Here is a 22,466-nt window from a genome sequence, read left to right on the forward strand (position 1 = left end):
ATTCCACACCAGAAGCCGTAGGCGATTATTTAGCTGGACCTAACCACACCTTACCAACTTCTGGTGCTGCTCGTTATGCCTCAGCATTGGGAGTGGAAACATTCATGAAACACTCTAGTATTATTCAATACTCTCAGACTGCACTGGAAAACGTGGCTGGTGCAATTGATGTACTGGCAACAGCGGAAGGTTTACCTTCTCATGCTGATTCTGTCAGACGCCGAGTCCAAACGCAAGAGTAATTTTGAATTTGAATTATTAATTTTTTCCTTAGACATTACCCAAAACTCAGCCTATGGGTTCAAACTGAAGGTTTAAGGCTATACAAAATTATGTCCACAGCTTGGATATAGTGAGTGTAGCCATTAACTTATTTCATCCTTGACTTATAAGGCTATCCATGACTCGGATCTTTCTCAACAAAAGTGACAGTAATCGCTCATGAACAATCTAACCCTTATACCTTTGCAAGTAAATCTCAATAATAAAGGTAAGGGGCGATTTGTCAAACAAGGCTGAAAAGTCAATCTTGATGAGCCGTATAAAATTACAGTTTCAAGATTGTTAACAAAGATATAATTAACAGATAGTCGGAGAAAGTCAAGTAAAAAGTCTACTCTTGTGGAGAGGACATCGGTGCTAAAGACTATTTTGGTTGCTCTGGATGATTCCGAACTTGCAGACAGAGTCATTCAGACTTTACAAGAACTGGTTCTGGTAAAAGACAGCAAAGTTATTCTCTGCCATGTGTTTTCTCCATCAGAGTCAGAGATGGAACTACCAGCTGATCGTCCTCACCCAGAGTCATCAACATTTTCTTATTTCCATATTGAAAAACAGCTTCAATCTTACCAGACACTATTACCAGTTGAAAGCAATATAGAACTTGTCACTGGTAACCCAGCAGAAGAGATTATTCGCCTTGCAAATATTTACAAAGCTGATTTAATTATTATTGGCAGTCGCGGGTTAACTGGTATGAACCGAATTGTCCACGGTTCTGTGAGTTCTCAAGTGGTGGAAGATGCCAATTGTTCTGTGTTAGTCGTCAAGTAAGAATCTAAGATAGGCGCTTGGGCAACAGCGATTGTTACCATTCCTGGTAGCCCCTCTAAACTGAAAATTTGTTTAGGAACGATTAATCTTACCTCTAATTCTAGGGTAATTACCTTATTCTGGGAAGACTCCAGGCAGGTGAAATCAGAGGCTGCACACAAAGCAGCTGCCTCTGCCACGCTACAGGTTCTTACTTTTTTTCCAACCACTTGAGATGGGTTAGGGACAGAGATTTGACTCAGAACATCAGGCGGAAAGGTTTTTAAAAACAAATTTTGGTGCTGGCAAAGTTCCAATAAACCCAATTCTTGAGATTTACTATTAATAGTCGCAAAACCTGCAATTGCACTTTCCGCCAGTTGATTTTCTCTAAAAACTTGCCCAATAGCCCTTTCCATCAACTGTCGTGAAGTTCCCCTAGTGCATCCTATTCCCACCCACAGAACCCGGTGGTTGCTTGCTACTTTGTTGATTATTTGTCTCATGTGACGGCGTGTTAGTTACAGGATCAGCACCTCCATCAGATGGCAAAGAACTCAAACCAGTTACTCTAATAAATCCCCGATAAATCAGTGCCCCAAGAGTTTCTAGCTTGAAGCCCCAACCTTTGGGTAAATTGTTATCACGATCATTTTGTCCCAAATCAACGTAAATACGCGGCGGGATAAAATAAGTGACACCATCTTTACCTATCAACTCATCTGCTTTTGCCATCACTTGGTCAAAATTCAAGTCAAATTCTTCATAACTGTCGAACTTACGTTGTAGTTGTTGTTGTACAAAAGCAATGAACTCGCGAACAGCTTTGACTTTTGGATCATTAGGGGGAGGAGAAACCGAGAAAAACTCCAAAGGAATTCTAGAGATCAGACCTTGACCTTCATTAGCAGATTCTGCTTCCGTAGGAGGTGTGACAATACCCAATTGTCTCAGAATTAAGGGTTCTAAGTACCCTAACATTTGGGCTTGCGCTTTGGCAATTTTGGTATTATTTACATCTTCTTGACGCTTCAATAGAGTACGGAAAGCACGGCGCAGTACTTGAGAAAGTGTGAAAGGAGGAAAGGGAATGCTGTTGAGTTCAGGTGGTTGTCCATTGGTTGCCATCAGAACGTCGAGAGGTGGCAAGTCCTCAGGTACCACTGGCATTTGAATGTTGAACTCTTTAAATTGGAGGTTTTCGCTGGTTTGGCTGAGGATATTTTTCTTTCTGCTGTTTTGTTTGTCGCGAATTTTGAGTATTTCTGTTGCTTTTGCTTTATCACCATCCAATAATAAGGTCAACCCTTGCTTGTTAAACGGGTAAACAGGAGTATTTAGACAGATATAAATAAACTCGGCACAATAAGCTCTATTTTGTGAATTATTGAGGAAATCAATTGCCTCTTTTGAACCGAGACTAGCAAGGGCGCAGTTTTGCAAAAATTCTTTGAGAGTTGGGCGATCGCACACGCCAGTTGGATCGTTCCCATTAAAATCATTTTGTGAGAATTCGACAAACGGGTTCATTAAAGCCATCCAACAGATCATGCTATCGGTATAGCCACGCGCCTGTTGTGGCGTTACAAACTCCGGAAAAACTAACCGCTGGGCTACTGCAATAAACCCATTGTGTCCATATAGCCCGTCATGGTAAGTGTCTGGTTCGTTTAAGCTACCAAATGCCTTTGTTCTTCCACCGTTCCATAATGCAGGTACAATCGCACCAGAATGATGTCCTTCATTTTTAATAAAAATTTCTACCAAATCTGACAACTCATAATCCTCAGGTGGTTTGCGCAGGTCAATAGCTTCACCGTATCGGTCTTTATTGTATTGGTAAGTACAGATAAGTAAACCGTATTTATCAAGATACTGCACAATATCTTCGTGTCCGGAAACGGTTTTTCCATTCGGATCTGTGATTTTTTGTTCGTCCGCAATACCGATAAACCCTGGAACCTTTATTGTTTCCACATCGAGAATAGTTTCATCATCTATGATGACTTGCTTGTGGAACAACTGCCTCATGTCCAAGACTTGTTTGCCTTGCTTATCATCCGGACTTCTCAATGCATTAAAACTAGACAAATCTACATCTTCGGCAGACCACAAAGGCAGACTATCATCTGTTTGCTGTAAATTGTTGTTTTGACTCATATGCTGTATTTGACAAAAGTAATGTATAACATAAGACCTCATTTTCTTCTACAGATGAGGTACCAAGATTAACTACATCTATCAAACACTCTTTTAAGAAAAAACTCGTAGACAAATTGAAGAAAATTTCTCTACTTACTCGTGTGCGCCTGCTGCCAAGAGGCTTTGCACCACGGTACGATACCCATTAAACTCTGCAAGCATTAAAGCTGTATAACCACCTTCATTTTTTATATTCACATCTGCCCCAGCTTTCAGTAACAATTGCACTGCTTCCTCATAACCCCGCGAAGCTGCCCACATCAGTGCTGTTGCACCTGCTGAGTCTTGTAGATTCACATTCGATCCCTTTGCTATAAGCTGCTGTATCACGCCTAGATGGTTACGTTCTGCGGCCTTAATTAAAACGCTCTTCCCGTCGTCTCCCTGAGTATTGACATCAGCTCCATAATCTAGTAGTAATCTTACCATCTCAGTCTTTCCCTGGATAACTGCTAGCGTCAAGGGTTGCTCACCCAAGTTTTTCTCTTTCAGATTTGCTCCCTGACGCAGTAGTGCTTCGGCAATTTGGCTGTGTCCCTGCAAAGCTGCCAGGAGTAGCGGTGTATCTCCTAAATGGTTCTTAATTTCTACGTTTGCTCCTTGGCTGAGTAAAACTTCTACCACATCGGCATAACCTTCAACCACAGCAAGATGCAGGGCTGTTTCCCCATCTTGATCTTGGAGGTTAACATCAGCACCGCGAGCGAGTATTTCTGCTGCGATCGCACTATGTCCCGCCGCCGCCGCTGCTGATAAAGCCGTACTACCATCAAGATTTCTCGCCTGAACATCAGCCCCTGCTGCTAACAGCGCTTGCACAACTTCCAAATGTCCCAAATCTGCCGCAATCATCAATGCCGTTTCTCCTTCTTCATCTTGGGCATTGACATTTGCATGATTTTGTAGTATAGCTTTGACAACTGCGGCATGTCCAGCGCGTATTGCTAATTGAAAAGCCGTGTCCTCATCTTTATCTTTAACATCGACTTTGGCACCAGCAGCAAGTAAGACTCGCACCACCTCAGCGTTTCCTTTTAAGGCGGCTACCATTAAGGCAGTGCTACCATCAACATTCGTGGCGTTGACATCCGCGCCTCTAGAGACTAAAAGTTTTACAATGTCAAGTTGGTTAGCACTTGCTGCTAACATCAAAGCCGTCAACTTATAGCGCTTTCTTTTCAAGTCGGGATGAGCACCTGCATCAAGAAGCGATCGCGCAATTTCGGTGTAGCCGAAATGAGCAGCAAACATCAAGGGTGTAGTACCATCGCGATCGCCCGTATCTACGTTGGCACCATCATTAAGCAGTGCTTGCACCTGTTTTATATCACCATTTTTCACAGCCGATAGCAGCAAGACATCGTTATTTTTAGTCATTAGTCATTAGTGATTAGTCAAGAGGAGGCAGTGCGTTGCAGTGAGGGAGTGGGAGGCTAGAGTTTCACAGGCTTAGACGTCTTCCAGGCAGCTTCCCTCCGAGGGTGCCACTAGGCGTGCTTTCCCCGGACGGTGCGAACTGCCGTTCAAAAATTATTTTCCTGGTGCTTTTTTTACACAAGATGCTCTGTTTGTCCCCTTATCCTTTGTTTGTTCATTTCTTTATCATCCCATTTCCCCATTACCAATAAGCGTTATGCTAATTTTTATGAAGATTTAAGAAGAGGGGCACTAGGTATGGAACTTTCACCATCAGTTAAGTTTTCGTTAAACTTTATTCACCCAATTCTCATGTGGGTGTTATTACTACTTTCCTTGTATGCAGCGTATCTGGGACTACAAGTCCAACGGACAAGAAATGCTCAAGGTGAAGAAAAGAAAGAATTAATCAAAGGTCAATACAACGTTAAGCATTACCAAATCGGCTCTATAATTTTGGCTTTGATGGTAACAGGCGCTATTGCTGCTATGGCTGTGACTTACATCAACAATGGTAAGTTGTTCGTTGGACCTCACCTACTCATAGGACTTGGGATGACAACTCTAATTGCCATCTCAGCTTCCCTGTCTCCTTTTATGCAAAAAGGGGCAAATTGGGCGCGACTAACACATATTCTGTTGAATTTTGCAATCGTAGGTCTTTTTGTATTGCAAGCTCTCAGTGGGGTCGAAATTGTCCAAAGACTTCTCACTCAAGCATAGTCACTAGTCATTAGTCATTAGTCATTAGTAAAAAACAAATGGCTATTGACTCTTGCTACTCAAATGTATGCCCTAAGGGCACGCTACTTTAAACAAAGTATGCTCGACGGAGCATACTTTCAAATTCAAAGGACGTGGGTGAGGTGACTATTTTTTCTTTGGATGATCAGGAAAAGGAATACCCAAAGATTGGTGAAAATCTTCCTGTACCTTACGAGTTAGGCGGCGAGAAACTTGGCGGACAACTTGGTTAAGTAAGCGTTCACCTGTAGATAGAACTAAAGACTTGGGTATTCGCTGAATAAACTTGGGAAAGTGAATATAAACACTGAGATCCAATTCCCACTCCACCTGTGTCATTTTACTTAAGCAGGTGGAAGAATTATTTGCCACATTTTCTTGTAACCGTAGTGCAGCTCGATAATCCACATCATAACCAGGAGCATGGTAGTCAGGAATCGGAATAGTGTAAATCCGATAAATTCCTTCTTCTGGAGGTAATAATTCCAAACCTATTTTTGGTTCTACTTCGTAACCAAAAGAGCCAAAACGACCAATGACTAAGGCATAGCCATTTTTTCCCAATGGTTCCACCTTCATGGGATCAGCACAGCGCGAAAACCATGAGGCATGATTATTGAGGTATTCAGCCACAGTTCCAGGTGCAGCATACATTTCCATATGGTCGTTATAACGACCGTGAAACCGTGTTGGCGTTCCTATTGCTTCTTGGGTGATGTCTCCAGCTTCTTGAGTCGATGTCATAGATAAGATTGCTTCTGTTGTGTCAAAGGATTGATAATCCGGCTGCTTTGAAACCATAAAAGCGTTCTTTTATAGTCAGAGTGTTTGTCTAAATTAATAATTCGGCTGGTAGATAAAACATTTCGTACTAAATTTCCATTTTGGCGGAATCTCAATCATCTGTCATGTGGTTCATCTAAATCCGTGTAAGAATCTTTAAAATAGGAAACTGAAAAACAGATACTAGTTTTCCAGGATAGCGTTTATCATGAAAGCATTAGTAGCAGGGGCAACAGGTGAAACAGGTCGCCGGATAGTGCAAGAGCTGATAGCGCGGAATATTCCCGTTCGTGCCTTAGTCAGGGATGTAGAAAAAGCAAGGAGTATTCTAGGCGCTGATGCCGAGTTGGTCGTGGGAGATGTGTTAAAGGCAGAAAGCTTGTCTGCTGCTTTGGGAGATAGTACAGTGCTACTATGTGCCACTGGCGCAAAACCAAGCTTTGATCCAACTGGACCTTATAAAGTGGATTATGAAGGGACTAAAAATTTGGTAGATGCCGCAAAGGCTAAAGGAATTGAGCATTTTGTCTTGGTTTCTTCTTTGGCTGCTTCCCAGTTTTTTCATCCCTTGAACTTGTTCTGGCTGATTTTATATTGGAAAAAGCAAGCCGAGGAGTACATCCAGAAAAGCGGTCTGAACTATACAATTGTGCGACCTGGTGGTTTAAAGAATGAAGATAATTCCAACCAAATCGTGATGCAAAGCGCTGATACATTGTTCGAGGGTAGCATTCCCCGACAAAAAGTAGCGCAGGTTTCTGTTGAGGCGCTGTTTGAACCAGCAGCAAAAAATAAAATTGTGGAGATAGTTGCTCAAGAAAATGCTCCCGCAAAAAGCTTTGGAGAACTCTTTGCTAACGTCGCCTAAGTCTTGGTATTGAGTTGTGAGTCAAAAGTGAAGAGTCGAATAAGTGATGTCCCTTTAAGTATGCACAAAGCACACGCAATCATGTGTTAACGTTGCAAAAGCGTTCGCTTTGTGCGACGAGTGCTTAGGCGTGGAGGAGATATGCCAGTTGTCCTCCCGCAGCAAGTTGTCTCACTAATCGCTATTGACTTTTGACTCATTTTCTGGTGAGTTTCCGGAATTAGTGCGTCGAAGATTGTTGTTATATTTTGATGACAATAACAGCTCATTTTTAAGGAGTCGGACTCTGAAGAAAAGCTTAGAACGCAAAGGCGGCGTTGAACAACTCATTGCACCAATAGCCGCACTTCTTGGCTTCGTATGTTTGTTGCAGTGGTCGATATTTGGAGATTTGCGATCGCATCTCGATCCCACCTTTGCCAACAAACAGCCTCCCTTAGTCATGAAAGGGGGTGATCCTTATATCCGTGCTTTGATGCGAACTATCTCAGCAAGTGAAGCGAGTAGCAACCGTCCTTATTCAGTGTTGTATGGTGGACACCATGTTAACAACCTTAACCGTCATCCTGAGATATGCGTCACTATCGTAAAAGGTCCGAACAAAGGAAATTGTTCTACAGCTGCAGGTAGATATCAAATTATTAATACTACATGGTACAATCTATCCCCTCGTTATCACCCAAACCCAGGACGATTTATGTTTTGGGTTTCTTATAGTTTTGAACCAGACTATCAAGACGTGGTTGTTTATCGTTGGTTAAGTGACTCTCGATTTTGGGGAACTGATATTTCTCAACAGCTACGTCAAGGAAGGTTACCAGAAGTTTTGCGGCGGTTGTCTCCTACTTGGACAAGTTTGGGATATGGTATAGAAACTAATTCTGTGAGCAAGTCTCTGCCACAGATTTATCATAAAATTTTGCAAGAGGAATTAAGGGCATCTGAAAAATCAGTGTGAAAAGACGCTTGTCATTCCTCTTTGAGGAAATGAAACAACCTTACCTCATCCAACAACTTTTTCTGTACTCAAAAACTTTTTGCAACACAATCTTTCTACTTTAATTTTCTGTAAGCAGCCAAAATAATTTCTTCTGTTTCTTCCCAACCAATACACCCATCTGTTACAGAAATGCCATATTGTAATCGCTCTCGTTCGCGAGGAATCAGTTGATGACCTTCATACAAATTGGATTCTAACATCATGCCAAGTATTGATGTATTACCATCTACTATTTGTTGAATAATCTTTTCCAGAACAGAAGCCTGTAATTTATATTGTTTATTTGAATTGCCGTGGCTACAGTCGATAACAATTCTCGGTGGTAAATTTGCCTCCTTTAATTTTTCTTCCACCAGTTTGACATTAGCTGGATCAAAGTTAGGCTGACCATTACCGCCTCGCAAAATAACATGACCATAGTCATTTCCTCTCGTTTTAAAGATGCTCACCTGTCCGCTTTGATTTATTCCTAAAAAGTGGTGAGGTTTCTGAGCTGATTGAAGAGCATTCAAAGCCACATTAATGTTACCATCGGTACCGTTTTTGAAACCTACAGGCATCGAAAGTCCGCTTGCCATTTCGCGATGAGTTTGTGATTCGGTCGTGCGTGCTCCAATTGCAGACCACGTAATAAGTTCACCAATGTACTGAGGTACTATAGGATCGAGTGCTTCTGTACCGACAGGTAATCCCAATTCAGCAATTTTTAGCAGTAAGCTACGTGCAATTAATAAACCTTTTTCTATGTGGAAAGAATCATCCATATCAGGATCGTTAATTAATCCTTTCCATCCTACTGTTGTTCTTGGTTTTTCAAAATATACCCTCATGATAAGCAGCAGTTTATCCTTAACTCGCTCAGCAAGAATTTTTAGTTTCTCTGAATATTCAATTGCTGCTTCTGTATCGTGGATAGAACATGGACCAACTACTATGAATTTTCTCCTGTCTTGAAAATTTAGAATATCTTCTATTTCTTGTCTGTATCTTAAAACTGTCTCTTTTGCTAAAAGTGTTAAAGGTAATTTGGATTTTAAATCATCTGGAGTTAATAAAGCCTGGAAACTTTCAATGTGAGTATTAGATAATTTATTGTTTTCCATAAAGTACACTTCCTGATTTTGTGATATTTACTATTGATTTTTGTTATACAGTATAACTCAAGAGTCTGACTTTATTCTTGATTTTCAGATTTATATTTTTTATGTAACTAACACTTACTGTGATATTTTCAGGTGTCAAACGTGGATAACAATACTTTTAAAAGGCTTTATTACCATAAAATGAGAACATTTTTCACAAATAGTCTGACATTTTCAAAATGAATATTATGTCCTGAATGACTAATTATGTTTAAATGGCAAAAATCACAAATTTTAGTCATGTTTGTATTGATAGATACAAACTTCTCATCATACTCTCCTGCTAATAAAAAGATAGGGTTTGTATTCTCTTTCAGTTTTTCCCACAAAGAAGGTTGACACCCAGTCCCCATGAATCGCAGTGATTTAGCTAACTCAATTGGATTGTTTTGCAACCGAACTTCTACAAGGTGGTGAAATTGGGGGTGATTTTTAATAGACCCAAAAATGGGTTGATTATACCAATTGGACAAAAAAGCTATAAAATCATTCTTGTCAATACTTCTTTCTAATTTTCTGGCTATTTGCTCATCACGTTTGACTCGTTCTGCTCGTTCTACTTCTGTTAACAAACCAGGAGAAGCTGATTCCAAAATAGTTTTAGGAAAACGATGAGGAAAATACAGGGTTAGGTATAAAGCTAATCTCCCTCCCATCGAATAACCAACCAAAAAGCATTTGGTAATTTTTAAATCATCCAGTAAGTGGATTACGGCATGGGCAGTGTTTGGCATTGTATAACACTCGTCACTACCGAAAACTTTAGTTGCTCCATGTCCCGGAAGGTCAACTGTCAGACAGTAAAAATCATCAGATAGTAATGAGATAGCTTCATCAAATTCATGAGTGTTCCCCATGAATCCATGTAAAAAAAGAATTAGTGGTTTATCTGGATGACCACTAAAAGAATAGTGAAACTGATAATTACTGAGAGTCATATTTTAGCCTATCTGATCACACACATTGCCTTAGTGAATTCCATTCGCGCGCCAGTTGCACCGCATTAGTGACAGGTTAAGGTTATGGCGCATTTGTCAATATACCTAATCATTGAAAAATATGCCAAAACCTGTGGTATCAAACATCGTTTTTGAGTTCGCGATTGCACGGTTCGCAGTGCCTTTTGGGCAATCGCGTAATCTTTATACTCATCATTCACTTTTCTGCAAAAGCTAGGTACAAAGCTTAGTTTGATACCTGATTTTTCACTCGCTTTTCAGCAGATTTTTTAATTGACAAAAGCAATGTTATCTGTAATTAGCTCACAAATGTTGCACCGACTGTCGGGCATTGCCCGCAGCACTAGCTTGGCTACACAAACCGCGAAGCGCCGCGAGCGGAACGCAGTGCAGCGTGGCGGTCAGCCCGCCGGTGCGGGTTTCAATCATTTTCCCTACGCGTCATCTGGTTATTTGCTTTACATGGGCTTTTTTGATCACATATAGGACTTACGCACTGTACAAAAAGATTGGACCGCCCGCAGGGTTTGCTTAACCCCCACTCGCTGTCTGCCGTGCATGGTTTCCCGACTTGAGGAGCCACTGCGGTGCGTCGCTGTCCTCCGTTGTTCGCCTAGCGTCTGGTGGAGGAGATAGCATGTGGCGTGCGACTGCGGTGCGACTTCTAGTCGCTGGGTTGAGTATGAAATAAAACTTTTCAAAAATCCCCTAAGGCAAAAACCTATCCAAAGCAGCTTTAAGTTGTTCCAATTCAACTTCAATATCACCTTCTTTTGCAGCTCTTGCAATACACTCTGTTAAATGTTCATCCAAGACAATCCGTGCTACGCGATCCAACGCTCCCCGTACGGCAGCAATTTGTAGTAAAACATCAGGACAAGGGCTATTTTGCTGCACCATTGTCTTAATACCACGAACGTGTCCTTCTATACGCGAAAGCCGATTGACTATTCGCCGCAGAGATTCTTCGCTATGAACGTGAGCATGAGCCGACTGTTCATGATTGTGAATATGCTGTGTATGATCTTTGTCTGTATCGTCAAAGAGTAAATCCTCATCCTGCTCAGATGTGGGTGAGGATTGTTTTCTTGATCGGTTCGATCCATTCATAAGTTTTCATATAGGTGCTGCCAATAAATAAGATCGTACCGTAGAGCATACAGGAGGGGGTGGGCACAGATGGAGTGTTAAAGAGGATCACTAATATTATTTGAAAATATTTGAAAATTTCGTAAATTAAAGAACAAATGCCTGATTTGCAAGGATTAGGCAGAAATATAGAAATATTAAACTAGAAACAAACGTGAATGGATAGTTATTGCCAAGTATACCTGTAAAAATAGCTATAGAGAGATTTTTCACCATAGAAACAACAATTAAGCTGAAATATTAGGTTGTGGTTATGCGATTTTCCAAACGATCCCGGTCTATACGCCAACTAAGTACTCATGTGTTAGCCGTCATTTTGGGAGTTTTGCTAACTGTTGGCACTTTGCAAGTCTCACCCTCACAAGCAGAACCAGCGCCAAGTTCTGTGATTGGTGATTCACCACAACTCGTCGCCCAGAGACAATCACCCGCCACTGCAGCTATTGGTAGCAGTAGCTTTGTGACAGCAGCAGTAAATCGCGTTGGACCAGCAGTTGTTAGGATAGACACTGAGCGTACAATTACCCGACGCGCCGCCGATCCATTCTTTGACGATCCCTTTTTCCGACGGTTTTTTGGTAACGGTTCACCACAGCAGTTGCCTCCCGAGCAATTACGTGGTCTTGGTTCTGGCTTTATCATTGATAAAAGTGGGTTAATTCTGACTAATGCCCATGTGGTCGATAAGGCTGATAAAGTCACTGTCCGCCTTAAAGATGGACGCAGCTTTGAAGGAAAAGTACAAGGCGTTGATGAAGTCACTGATTTGGCGGTAGTTAAAATCAATGCTGGTGGTGATTTACCAATCGCACCCTTGGGTTCTTCAAATAATCTACAAGTGGGTGATTGGGCGATCGCAGTCGGTAACCCCCTAGGATTAGATAACACCGTTACCCTAGGAATTATCAGCACCCTCAGACGTTCTAGCGCCGAAGTTCGCATTCCCGACAAGCGCTTAGATTTCATTCAAACCGACGCCGCTATCAACCCTGGTAACTCAGGTGGACCACTGGTGAATGCTCAAGGTGAAGTCATTGGTATCAACACAGCTATTCGTGGTGACGCAACGGGTATTGGCTTTGCCATCCCTATAGATAAAGCTAAAACAGTCGCAGCCAAACTACAACGCGGAGAAACAATTGCTCACCCATTTATAGGTGTGCAAATGCAAGAGATAACGCCGGAACTGGCAAGACAATTCAACTCTAACCCTAATTCTCCGATTCAATTGCCAGAAATTAATGGCGTTTTAGTCATGCAAGTGGTGCCTAACTCACCAGCAGCAGCAGCAGGAATACGTCCGGGAGATGTGATTCTTCAGGTTGATGGACAGCCGATCACAAAAGGCACACAATTGCTTGACATTGTGGAAGCTAGTCGTGTTGGTCAGCAATTGCAGTTGAAAGTGCAAAGAGGTAACCGGACACAACAGCTATCGATACGCACCGCTCAAATGCAAAATCCCTCGTAAAAATTTTAAATCCTAGACTGTAAAAGCCCGGCTTGTTGAAGAAGCTGGGTTTTTTGTCAACGTTTTTTTGTTACCAGAAACTGACGCAAACTCAACAAACTTAAAGTTTGTCCCAAAGAAAGCGGTAAAATTGTCACTCCCTCTAGACGAGACTGTACCCAACCTTCTCCCCAGTACCATTCATGAAAGCCGTCTATTCCTTGACTGAGTAACAAGCGTAAGCAGTTAGGACGTGCAACATCCACTTGATGATGAATCGAGAGTGGTCCTGTCTGGGTAGTAAACTCAAATCCAGAATGCAGTTCTTCTGGCATTCCAGTAGCAAAGCGAGCTGTGGGCACCCATTTTTCTAGTTCTGTAGGACGCAGCAAACTGTCGCGAATTGCACTGAAGGATGCATCCACTTCTATACGTATTTGGCTTTGTTGATAATTACCTAACATTGTTTGAGGATTACGGTGGCTTGTTGATTGAAGAGTGTTTTTTTAGTATAACGAACCGCAGTGAAGTACCTACCACCAAAACGGAGTACCGTTTATGGTGGGGGCTACTTGATGGCACGAAGTCCAGGATTTTCAAAAGATTTGTATTTTGACTGACATCTGGCACCTGAAAACAAGAATGTTATTTAAGCATTAAGGATTAAGTGTTAAATGCCTAATTTGCCATAAAAAAACACTTGATTTCATGTTTTTTTCTTTTCAAGTAACTTAATCGAACACGGTTTATACGCTTAAGTGGCAGATATTCAGTTTCGGAAAATTCCCATTGTATATAGCCAGTCATTTCTTTCAAACTGCATAAGCTCTTTTCAACGACATCTATTAACAAAAGGAACGGCATCAAGGACATTTGGACCTTGTAATACAGATTCTTCTGTTTACAACAAAAGTCTACAAATCTTTCCAAAAGCCAACTTCTAATGTCATCTACAACGCTAATCGCGCAGGTGATTGGAGATGACCCGAGTGTGCTTGTACCTGGGCAAGTACTTTTCATTCCAATACTGCAATGAAACAATAACCAATAACTAAAGCCGCATTTTCTTTCCCAGTAGCATCTCATAGCTACTGCGAACCGTGATAGTGGTTTTACCTTATCACTCGCCCGTGGTTCTGTATTCATACTTATCAAGGACGAAAATCAAATAAAAATTTGACATTCCCCTGCATTTCAAACAGGGGATTCTTTGTTCTAGCCCACATCCGTGTTTACGTTAACAAACTTCACCTTGATTGTTAGTTTCACTTGCTTGATGGCATCATTCCCACCCACTCATCAGCCACCTGCTTAAGTTAAGTTAAGTTTTGTTATACTAAGATAATTATCTTTCCTGGTTTTTGCACAGGAAATTTCGGTAAGAAATTAAAGGTATAGGTTTTTTTTCATGGCGGATCAATTAATTCGCGCCACTGCAGCACAAGGTGGTATTCGTGCAGTTGGTGCAATAACCACACGTTTAACAGAAGAAGCAAGAAATAGACATAAGCTTTCTTATGTAGCAACAGCCGCGTTAGGCCGAACTATGACAGCAGGCTTGCTGATGGCTTCTAGTATGAAACGAACTGGAGCGAGAGTCAATATCCGCGTCAAAGGTGATGGGCCTTTAGGTGGTATATTGATAGACGCAGGACTAGATGGAACAGTACGCGGCTACGTAGAAAACCCATCTGTTGAATTGCCTCCTAATAGTAAAGGTAAGCTTGATGTTGGTGGTGCAGTTGGTAAAGGTTTTCTTTACGTTGTACGCGATATTGGATACGGGTATCCTTACTCTAGTACGGTGGAACTCGTTTCTGGTGAGATTGGGGACGATGTGGCTCATTACCTCATCAGTTCCGAACAAACACCTTCAGCCGTAGTTTTAGGCGTGTTCGTAGGAGCAAGCGGAGTGACAGCAGCCGGAGGATTATTAGTACAAGTTTTGCCCAAAGCCGCTAGAGACGAAGCTTTAGTGGAAACTTTGGAATCACGAGTCGCTGCGTTATCAGGATTTACTCCTTTGTTGCAAGCAGGGAAATCTTTGACAGACATCTTTCAAGACTTACTGGGAGATATGGGAGTTGCGATCTTTCCCGAAACCCAGATTTTACGTTACCATTGCGGTTGCTCCTTTGACCGGGTGCTAGGAGCACTCAAGATGTTAGGTGAAGCAGAACTCCAAGATATGATTACTAAAGATAACGGAGCTGAAGCAACTTGCGATTTTTGTGGTACAGTTTACCAGGCAAGTCGAGATGACTTGGCTCAACTTGTTGTAGATTTGCAAGCAGAAGCTTAGGCTGGGGTGTAAAGTATAAAAACATACTTTTTTATCTAGGATATACATGATATGAGTGGAGGACATATCATCATGTAAGAAGTAACTTCATCCAAATGGAAAGTTACGATGGCAGGGACAAAACTTTGGGGCTATAACAGATCGCTAAAGTTAATTGTTTATTTTGGTGTGAGAAATGACAGAGCGGAACATACCAGAAAGTTGGTTAGCAGGCAAAGCAAGAGAGCCAGACAACAATATGACTAGAGGATACCGACGGCAAGAATCTAGTGAAACACATAGGTCTGGAGTGCCAGCAACCAGTTCTATGATTGAGTCTGTGAACAGCTCAAAAGAAAATGATTCCGAACTACTGTCTTTAGACAAAGAGTCGCAAAAAATAGTTTCACTCAGTAAAAGTTCTTGGAAATTGCCTCAGTGGACAAAAAGCTGGGTGTTGTGGACTTTATTGTTAGCGTTGGTTCCTAGCGCAATTGCCTTTATGGCAACAGGAATGTTACTCAAGCTGCCTTCTGCGCCCAACTGCCCATCGATTTTCTGGCCCCTGGCTAGTGCGTCGGTACGGCTGCATTGCGCTCAGTTGGCAGCTTCTAAGGAAACGACGAAAGACCTTCTGCAAGCGATCACCCTAGTCAAAGAACTGCCAAAAAATCATCCGCTTCGTGCAGAAATTGACCGTTTAATAGAAGAATGGTCACGGGATATTCTGCAATTAGCAGACCAGAGTTTCCAGGCAGGTCGGCTAGACGAAGCGATCGCAACTGCTCGTCAAGTACCGAAAGAGGAATCCGCTTATCAATTAGTGGAAGCAAAAATTTCCAAATGGCAATCCATCTGGTCAACTGCGGAAGGTGTCTACACTGAAGCAGAAGCCCAAATGCGCGACGAGAAATGGCATCAAGCGTTCATGTTAGCTTCTAGATTGTTGCGTGTAGATAATAAATACTGGTCGATGACAAAATATGACCAGTTAAATCGATTGATTGTCAGCGCGCGAGAAGATGGTGAGCAGTTAGGGAAAGCAAAAACTTTAGCCGAAAGCAAAACAGTTGATAATCTCCTCAAAGCCATCAAGGTGGCAGAATTGATTCAGCAGGATAGTTACGTTTATCCGAAAGCGCAGGAAACTCTTTCTGAATTTGGAGAGAAAATGCTGGAGTTGGCACAGGCAAAGCTGGACGCACGAAATCCAGACCAAGCTATCTTGATAGCCCAAAAAATTCCCCCAAGCACTCGACACAATAAGGACATAGAGGACTTTATTACCTTAACTGAAGCACAAAGGAGTGCATGGTTAGGGACAACAGCTGGTTTAGAAACAGCAATTGCCCAAGCTCAACAAATACAGGCAACAAGACCAAAATATGAAAAAGCGCAAGAACTTATTGCTAGCTGGCAAGTAGAAATTCAAGATGTCGCCCATTTAGAAAAAGCAAGATACCTGGCTAGCCAAGGTTCAGTTAACGATTTCGCAGCAGCTATCACTGAAGCACAACTGATCCCTGATGGCAACCCTCGTGCAGAGGAAGCAAAAAAAGAAATTGGTGGTTGGGTTGCTCAAATACAGACAATCGAAGACCGTCCGTATTTGGATCGTGCTGATCAGATGGCAATGCTTGAGGATGTGAACTCTCTACAAGCGGCGATCGCACAAGCAACTCAAGTTCGACAAGGTCGTGCATTGTATCCAGAAGCACGAAGAAAAATTGGGATTTGGACAGCAAAGATTCAACGTATTCAAGATCAGCCCTACTTAGACCAAGCAAAAAACTTGGCTGACAGTGGCGATTTATCTTCTGCTATTGCAACAGCTCAACAAATCCGACCAGGACGAGCACTTTCCGGTGAAGCACAAGCAGTTATAGATGAGTGGCAAGGGCAACTTCGTGCGAAACAAAACTGGAACAAAGCACGCGAAATCGCAGTCACCGGAACTCCGGAAGCTTTGGCAAAGGCAATTAGGCTAGCAAACAGAGTACCGGATAATAACATCCTACGCAGTGATGCTAGTATCGCGATTGACCAATGGAGTCAGCAATTGTTGGATATAGCTCGTGCTCAAGGAGAATCTAATATTCCTAGGGCTATTGAGACAGCCAGACTGATTCCAAGAGGAACTGATGCCTATAGTGCTGCACGAGAACAAATCAGAGCATGGCAGGAATATCTCAATCCTCAGCCACAAGAAGCTCCACAAGAATCTCGACAAGAATCTTCACAGGAATCTTATACTGAGCAACCAATGACTATCGAAAGGCAATGATCGGGTGTTGTGCATTTTTGATGCACAACACCTAATCACAAACCACGAAGAAAAAGGGTTGGCTAATTTTTAGGAGGACATTCCCCCATACCTTATTTCCGCACAGACCAAGAACGAACTTTGCCCAAAGTAACAGGAATAATATAGCTAACATCAATCGTAAATCGATACACCTTTTTAGCCCTGCTGCTATTTTCCGGGTCAAAAAACTTCAGTTTCACATCCCAACAATCGCTATCAAGGCGACAGAAAGGACTTTTTTCTACTTCGATGCTGTCGAGTTCCATACCTCTAGAAACAGCCTCAGCAAAGCTGGAAGCAGCTTGAAAGGCATTAGTAGCAGCAAAATTCAACGCTCTATCTTTGGAAGTTTGTCCCAAGTTTCGCAAATCATAGTACACTCTTTGCAAAAAGCTACTGAGCGATAGCGAAGCGCTGCTGCTTTCAGCAGATCGCCTGACTCTGACATCATTAGCATCAATTTGTTGGGTAGTTACACTTTCGACGGCTGCACTCACCAAGCTATTCACTTTCCAACCGTACATACCCCGAATGTTTGGTAGTGTAATCACAGGAACCACTTGCCCAGAAAACAACTCCACGGTTCTATCAGTTAACCGTCCGGGAAAACTCACCCGTTCAATATAGTCCCTTTCCAATCTCTAAGACGTTCTCGCCATCGTAGCCAGTCAAAAAAGTGCGGTTGCCAGGGTCAAGAGCGATAACTCTGTCACTACCAGTTCCTACGAATTCAACTACTTGGGGGAAACATGCAAACCACTTCCCACGTTGGTAAACAAGTTGAGTACCATATTCACATTGGTAAGGAACAGGTTGTGAAGACTGATACTTCAAACCTTTAGTGGTTTTTGAGTACCAAGTACCGTTTTTGTAATTTCCTACCTTGAATTTGATAACTTGACTCGTGGCTTTACAAGATTTAAACTTTGCAAAACCGCGTTCTGATTTAGCTTGCTTGAATGCATCGCAAGCATCGTTACATGCTTCTTGTCGTTGATGACCTGGCAAGTTTAACCAACTTGGCTTATTCTCCAGTGCTTGTAGCATCTTATCCATTGTGTAAGCCGATATATCTTCTACACCGTCAAAACACTGCAACAGAGCAATTGCTTCGTTATAGTACCAGCGATATCCAGCTAACCAAGATTTCCAAATTTGATGCAGTTCCTTAGATGGATATACCCGTATTTTCAGAACACTGTTTGGTGATAACTTCGTCTGGCTCTTTTGGTGTCTGGGTAATACTTTCCTTTTCTTGCCGGACTTGTTTTTCGTATTTGCCCGGCGACAGCGTGAAATTTCATCTGTCGCACTTGTTTGAAGAAATCAATACTACCAAAGGCTGTATCGACTAATACCAAGACTTGGTAGCGTTTCGTCAGGGATTTAGGTAAAGTACTTAAAAGCCGCAGACCCAGTTGCACACAGCCAGGATGACCCTTACCCCGATAGACACGGAAGCTCCAAGGTAGTCGCCATCGTCCTAGAGCAATGTAGAGTACGACTAAGTGAAGTCCCCGTTTACCGTTGTATACTCTAATGAGGCTGCCCAACCCCTTAAACTTGCCTGTCTTCTCTAAAGTCGTCAGATCAAGTATTATTTGTAGAGTCGGTCTGCGACCCACAGATTTTGCCGCCAATATTTGTTCTAACGCTGACTTGCGTACAGCGCGGATGACGGCACGACATGACCATTGGTACTTATTAAGGAAGCGGCTGAGGGCACTTGCTGAAAGGGTCTGGCTGTGTTCAGGTAACGTTAAGCTAGCTGCGCCTCCGGCAATCGCCCAGTTGCTTGCAGAAATAGTTCTAATAGTGTTTGTAGACTGTTCTGTTGGTAGCGACTAGGCATCAAGGACACCAGAGTATAAACTAAACTTTGGGCGTAAGTAAGGAGGTTTCGCATAAACCTTCAATGAATTTCTTTCTACGCCCTTTTTTTCAGATTTTGACCACCAGCGCAACCCTGCTTGTTGAGAATGGTGCAAGATCTCAGTTGAAACGGACTATGATTATTTTGCTCGTTCCCAGCCTGAGGCTGGGAATGCAGGTTACGAGGCTCTGCCTCGACTACCAGTACCGGAGGCAGAGGCTCCAGGTAGTTCATTCCCTGGCTGAGCCAGGGAACCAGAGAAGGTTGAACACTAATTAACGCCTCGCCAGTTAGTAACTGATAAGCCCCCGGTATATTCAACTTACCCAGCAAACAGCGTTCCGCTTCCTCCACTTCTTCGGGGTTGCAAGGAATTGCACTATTTAAAACCGCTTGACGCACCGCTTCCGCATTCGGTTGTTCCCCCCGTTGCAATTGCAGACTCATCAGCAACGCAGAAATACCCGTAACGATAGGTGCAGCACAACTTGTCCCTTGTTGGCGGATGGGTTCGTCAGTTCCTGGCTGTGCGCCTAAGATATTTTCCCCATTTGCCATCACACCTTTACTTTGATAATCTCCACCGTAGTTGCTAAATTTAAACGGCTGTCCGTCATCGCGCATTGCACCCACTGTCAGGACACCAGAAATAATCGCAGGGATGCACCAACATTCGCCTTTATCATTACCGCCTGGTGCAACAATTAAGATGTTATTGTCTTGGCATTGTTTGACAGCACGGGCAAATAAATCTGGAGTGATACCATTTCACTAAAAGTGTGATACATATAGTTCTAGAGACATCACTCAATAAAAACCAAAAATGTGTCGAGTTCTCAAATTAGAGATAAAAGAAACACAAGCTGAACTCCAAGAACTGTTGAGGCAACAAAAAACTGGGTTGGGAAAAGAACGAATCCAGGCACTGTATTTGCTGAAAACAAGGCAAGTAGAAACGGTACAGCACTTGGCAGTAATGTTGGGTAGAGGGCGTATAACGTTACATAGATGGTTAAAACTGTACAGAAAAGGTGGTTTAAGTAGCCTGCTCGAACTTCGTAAGAGTCCAGGACGACCAAAAACCATTCCAGTAGATGTGCGATTGCGCGGAGCGCAGACGCCAAAGGCGTATCGCTACTCAAAAAAGAGCTTTCCGAACCAGAAGGGTTTAAAAGCTATGAGGAAATCCGTACTTGGTTGAGAGCGTCTGAGGGTATCGAAGCATCTTATAAAGTTGTGCATGAGGTTGTGCGCTACAAACTAAAAGCAAAATTAAAAGCACCACGTCCACGAAGTGTAAAACAGAACAAGGGTGTAGAGGAAGATTTTAAAAAAAACTTCACTTCCGGGCTTGAACTAATAAAGAAATACTTAATATCGCCATTAGAACAACATCGTAGAGTCCGTTATTGGTGTGGAGAAGGAAGGTGAGTTCGGTCTTCAAACGATAACAGGGAGATTAATCACGCTTACGCTCGTCAAACCACTTGGTTTGACGAGCGTGGAAACGTGACAACTTCCATCTGTATGGAGTTGTAGAACCATTGACAGGAAAGAGCTTTATGCTTGAATTTTCGCATTTGGATACCATATGCAATGAACAATGTTTTTAGAGCATTTTACGGCAGAATATCCAGCTATATTTGCATATTATTCAAGTTGATAATGGCGCATTTCATTTTAGTAATTATAGCGGTTTTCAACGAGCGTGAAGTACAGTAACAACAGTGTGAAAACCAATTACGAATTTCTTTAAGTGAGACTGCATCCATTGCATTTGTAATACCATTTTCTAGATTTTCTCGTGAACGAGCGGCAAGCGAGCGCAAATACTCCTTGATTTTTGACCAACAATTTTCAATTGGATTAAAATCGGGGGAATAAGGGGATAAATAAATCAAGCGTGCTCCTTTATCTTCAATCAGCTGTCGGATACCATCAACTTTGTGTGCGGGTAAATTATCCATCACAACACAAGCCCCAGACCATAAGTTAGGAACTAGAATACTTTCAATGAAAAATCGAAAAATATCACCGTTAGTACCACCATCAATTGTCATTGCTCCAATCCAGCCTGTTAGAGCGATCGCTCCAATCAAAGTGATATTATCGCGGTGATGATAAGGGCGTTCACCGTAAGCACGTTTGCCTTGTAGAGAACGTGCATACGTTCGTATCAACGGCGCACAAGAGGACGGAGCAAGATCTGTCGAGGATATTTCAACTCACTTTAATTGGCGAGATGGTGCAAACCGAGCGATCTTTTATTTAGGTGACGAAGCGTTAGTTGGTGGCGGCGATACTGAACAAGAGGATATCGAAGCAGCTAATCGCGCTATTGAAGCAGCCAGAAATGCTGGAGTTGTCGTCCATACTTATTTTGGAACATCTAAAAGCCAAGGACAAGACAAAACGGCGGCTGAGTACGTCCGCCTAGCACAAGAGACGGGCGGACACGGTTTTAGAAATCAAAATGCTATTGGTGGTTTTGCTGAGATTCTGAAAACCGTTATTTGCTCGACTAGAAATAGAGATACTACCCCTCAACACCAAAATTATTTGTGTGTCCAGCGATTCGAGGGTAGAGGAAACGGGACAGTTGATTCCTGTGGTGCCATTATATTTCGCAGCGATCGCTGGCGGGGCACTTGTCGCCCAATCAACGCAGATCTCAACGGTTAAACCTACCGCTCCAACTGCTTCACTGGCTAGTCCTGGAGGATTATTTTCTTTAGCAGCAGCTAATTTAGTGGCTGCCCCCCAAAGCAGTATCTCAACGGCAGCAGTGAATATGCCCATCTACATGATGGCAGTCCAGCCGACAAATGACGAAAGCGATAAGCCGGAGGCTTGACGCTACGCGTATCGCGCCACTTAACTGGAATACAGACAAAATTTTGAGGCTCAGATTTAGGGTTGGCTCTGTTAATCCTAGGGAAACAGACAAAGATACCCTTCCGCAGGGGTCGGATTTGGCGTTAAGCAGATGCGAGAGTCAGCGCCCTAAGTCCTTACGGACACGCTGCGCGAACGGGCACGCTACACGTTCGCCCTCTGGGCGTGCGCTTTGCGCATACAGGGAATTCAAAGGAGGGCTACGCCCCGCTGCGCTAACAAAATTCAAGATTCAAAAAAAACGTTATTATTTTGAACTTTGAGAGAAGTTGGAGCGGAGAGCAGCGCCTTGCGGAGCCAGTACTTGATGAGGGTTTCCCTCACGCTTGTTCTGGCGTTGGGGTTCCCCCCGTTGTGGCGACTG

General features: G+C 42.7%; 21 protein-coding genes and 2 pseudogenes. 10 read left to right on the top strand and 13 right to left on the bottom strand.

Features of this window, described 5'->3' with window-relative positions:
* The coding region (locus DP116_RS29125; protein WP_246275545.1) for a histidinol dehydrogenase at positions 1–242 on the top strand (242 nt) is incomplete at its 5' end.
* A gap of 394 nt (positions 243–636) precedes the next feature.
* Positions 637–1,056 (top strand): universal stress protein, encoded by a 420-nt coding sequence (locus DP116_RS09115; protein WP_169154891.1) that lies wholly within the window; start codon positions 637–639, stop codon positions 1,054–1,056.
* Here the strand turns inward: DP116_RS09115 and DP116_RS09120 are convergent.
* From DP116_RS09120 to DP116_RS09130, 3 genes are all read right to left on the bottom strand, one after another.
* Positions 1,011–1,454, bottom strand: coding sequence for a cobalamin biosynthesis protein (locus DP116_RS09120; RefSeq protein ID WP_246275546.1), 444 nt, complete (start codon positions 1,452–1,454; stop codon positions 1,011–1,013). The two genes, DP116_RS09115 and DP116_RS09120, sit on opposite strands and share 46 nt — an antisense overlap.
* A 19-nt stretch (positions 1,455–1,473) precedes the next feature.
* Positions 1,474–3,195: a hypothetical protein gene (locus DP116_RS09125; RefSeq protein WP_169154893.1), complete on the bottom strand. Its 1,722-nt coding sequence runs from the start codon at positions 3,193–3,195 to the stop codon at positions 1,474–1,476.
* Between the two features lie 135 nt (positions 3,196–3,330).
* The gene (locus DP116_RS09130) at positions 3,331–4,614 is read right to left on the bottom strand and encodes an ankyrin repeat domain-containing protein (protein WP_169154894.1); all 1,284 of its coding nucleotides are present in this window, start codon (positions 4,612–4,614) and stop codon (positions 3,331–3,333) included.
* A 297-nt stretch (positions 4,615–4,911) separates the two neighbouring features.
* Between DP116_RS09130 and DP116_RS09135 the strand changes: the two genes are divergently transcribed.
* Positions 4,912–5,376 (top strand): DUF4079 domain-containing protein, encoded by a 465-nt coding sequence (locus DP116_RS09135; RefSeq protein ID WP_169154895.1) that lies wholly within the window; start codon positions 4,912–4,914, stop codon positions 5,374–5,376.
* Between the two features lie 147 nt (positions 5,377–5,523).
* Here DP116_RS09135 and DP116_RS09140 read toward each other — a convergent pair whose 3' ends face one another.
* Positions 5,524–6,198: a DUF1997 domain-containing protein gene (locus DP116_RS09140; protein WP_169154896.1), complete on the bottom strand. Its 675-nt coding sequence runs from the start codon at positions 6,196–6,198 to the stop codon at positions 5,524–5,526.
* A 190-nt stretch (positions 6,199–6,388) separates the two neighbouring features.
* On the opposite strand from DP116_RS09140, the gene DP116_RS09145 reads away from it, so the two are divergent.
* Positions 6,389–7,048, top strand: coding sequence for an NAD(P)H-binding protein (locus tag DP116_RS09145; RefSeq protein WP_169154897.1), 660 nt, complete (start codon positions 6,389–6,391; stop codon positions 7,046–7,048).
* Between the two features lie 286 nt (positions 7,049–7,334).
* Positions 7,335–8,006 carry a glycoside hydrolase family 24 protein gene (locus DP116_RS09150; RefSeq protein WP_169154911.1) on the top strand — a complete coding sequence of 224 codons (672 nt, stop codon included), beginning with the start codon at positions 7,335–7,337 and terminating at the stop codon, positions 8,004–8,006.
* Between the two features lie 95 nt (positions 8,007–8,101).
* Here the strand turns inward: DP116_RS09150 and DP116_RS09155 are convergent, their stop codons facing one another.
* From DP116_RS09155 to DP116_RS09165, 3 genes are all read right to left on the bottom strand, one after another.
* Entirely contained in the window at positions 8,102–9,151 is a 1,050-nt protein-coding gene (locus tag DP116_RS09155) for a 3-deoxy-7-phosphoheptulonate synthase (RefSeq protein ID WP_169154898.1), read from the bottom strand.
* A gap of 170 nt (positions 9,152–9,321) precedes the next feature.
* A complete protein-coding gene (gene menH, locus DP116_RS09160; protein ID WP_169154899.1) occupies positions 9,322–10,128 on the bottom strand; it encodes a 2-succinyl-6-hydroxy-2,4-cyclohexadiene-1-carboxylate synthase in 807 nt (268 codons plus the stop codon).
* A 729-nt stretch (positions 10,129–10,857) separates the two neighbouring features.
* Complete coding sequence (locus tag DP116_RS09165; protein ID WP_169154900.1) at positions 10,858–11,259, bottom strand: metal-sensing transcriptional repressor; 402 nt, start codon at positions 11,257–11,259, stop codon at positions 10,858–10,860.
* A 292-nt stretch (positions 11,260–11,551) separates the two neighbouring features.
* Here DP116_RS09165 and DP116_RS09170 point away from each other — a divergent pair, with 292 nt between their 5' ends.
* Entirely contained in the window at positions 11,552–12,769 is a 1,218-nt protein-coding gene (locus DP116_RS09170; RefSeq protein WP_169154901.1) for an HhoA/HhoB/HtrA family serine endopeptidase, read from the top strand.
* Positions 12,770–12,825: 56 nt separating this feature from the next.
* Here the strand turns inward: DP116_RS09170 and DP116_RS09175 are convergent, their stop codons facing one another.
* Positions 12,826–13,212, bottom strand: a complete 387-nt coding sequence (locus DP116_RS09175; protein ID WP_169154902.1) for a hypothetical protein — start codon at positions 13,210–13,212, stop codon at positions 12,826–12,828.
* Between the two features lie 944 nt (positions 13,213–14,156).
* Here DP116_RS09175 and hslO point away from each other — a divergent pair.
* Positions 14,157–15,050 (top strand): Hsp33 family molecular chaperone HslO, encoded by an 894-nt coding sequence (hslO, locus tag DP116_RS09180; RefSeq protein WP_169154903.1) that lies wholly within the window; start codon positions 14,157–14,159, stop codon positions 15,048–15,050.
* Between the two features lie 175 nt (positions 15,051–15,225).
* Positions 15,226–17,313 (top strand): chromosome segregation ATPase, encoded by a 2,088-nt coding sequence (locus DP116_RS09185; protein ID WP_169154904.1) that lies wholly within the window; start codon positions 15,226–15,228, stop codon positions 17,311–17,313.
* Between the two features lie 92 nt (positions 17,314–17,405).
* On the opposite strand, the pseudogene DP116_RS09190 reads toward DP116_RS09185, so the two are convergent.
* From DP116_RS09190 to DP116_RS29135, 4 genes and pseudogenes are all read right to left on the bottom strand, one after another.
* Positions 17,406–17,963 (bottom strand): annotated as a pseudogene (locus DP116_RS09190) (cyanobactin maturation protease PatG family protein); the annotation flags it as partial.
* A complete protein-coding gene (locus DP116_RS09195; protein ID WP_169154906.1) occupies positions 17,953–18,432 on the bottom strand; it encodes a transposase in 480 nt (159 codons plus the stop codon). The gene DP116_RS09195 and the pseudogene DP116_RS09190, both read right to left, overlap by 11 nt.
* 149 nt (positions 18,433–18,581) lie before the next feature.
* Positions 18,582–19,240, bottom strand: a pseudogene (locus tag DP116_RS29130) (transposase family protein); the annotation flags it as partial.
* 21 nt (positions 19,241–19,261) lie between these two features.
* Positions 19,262–19,969, bottom strand: a complete 708-nt coding sequence (locus DP116_RS29135; protein ID WP_339381409.1) for a S8 family serine peptidase — start codon at positions 19,967–19,969, stop codon at positions 19,262–19,264.
* 61 nt (positions 19,970–20,030) lie between these two features.
* On the opposite strand from DP116_RS29135, the gene DP116_RS09215 reads away from it, so the two are divergent.
* The gene (locus DP116_RS09215) at positions 20,031–20,408 is read left to right on the top strand and encodes a helix-turn-helix domain-containing protein (protein WP_169154909.1); all 378 of its coding nucleotides are present in this window, start codon (positions 20,031–20,033) and stop codon (positions 20,406–20,408) included.
* A 436-nt stretch (positions 20,409–20,844) separates the two neighbouring features.
* Here DP116_RS09215 and DP116_RS09220 read toward each other — a convergent pair whose 3' ends face one another.
* Complete coding sequence (locus DP116_RS09220; protein ID WP_169154910.1) at positions 20,845–21,387, bottom strand: IS630 family transposase; 543 nt, start codon at positions 21,385–21,387, stop codon at positions 20,845–20,847.
* Between DP116_RS09220 and DP116_RS09225 the strand changes: the two genes are divergently transcribed.
* Positions 21,353–21,889, top strand: a complete 537-nt coding sequence (locus tag DP116_RS09225; RefSeq protein ID WP_211173176.1) for a vWA domain-containing protein — start codon at positions 21,353–21,355, stop codon at positions 21,887–21,889. The two genes, DP116_RS09220 and DP116_RS09225, sit on opposite strands and share 35 nt — an antisense overlap.
* Positions 21,890–22,466 lie beyond the last annotated feature (577 nt).

It is taken from the genome of Brasilonema bromeliae SPC951, from assembly GCF_012912135.1.
Taxonomy (GTDB): domain Bacteria; phylum Cyanobacteriota; class Cyanobacteriia; order Cyanobacteriales; family Nostocaceae; genus Brasilonema; species Brasilonema bromeliae.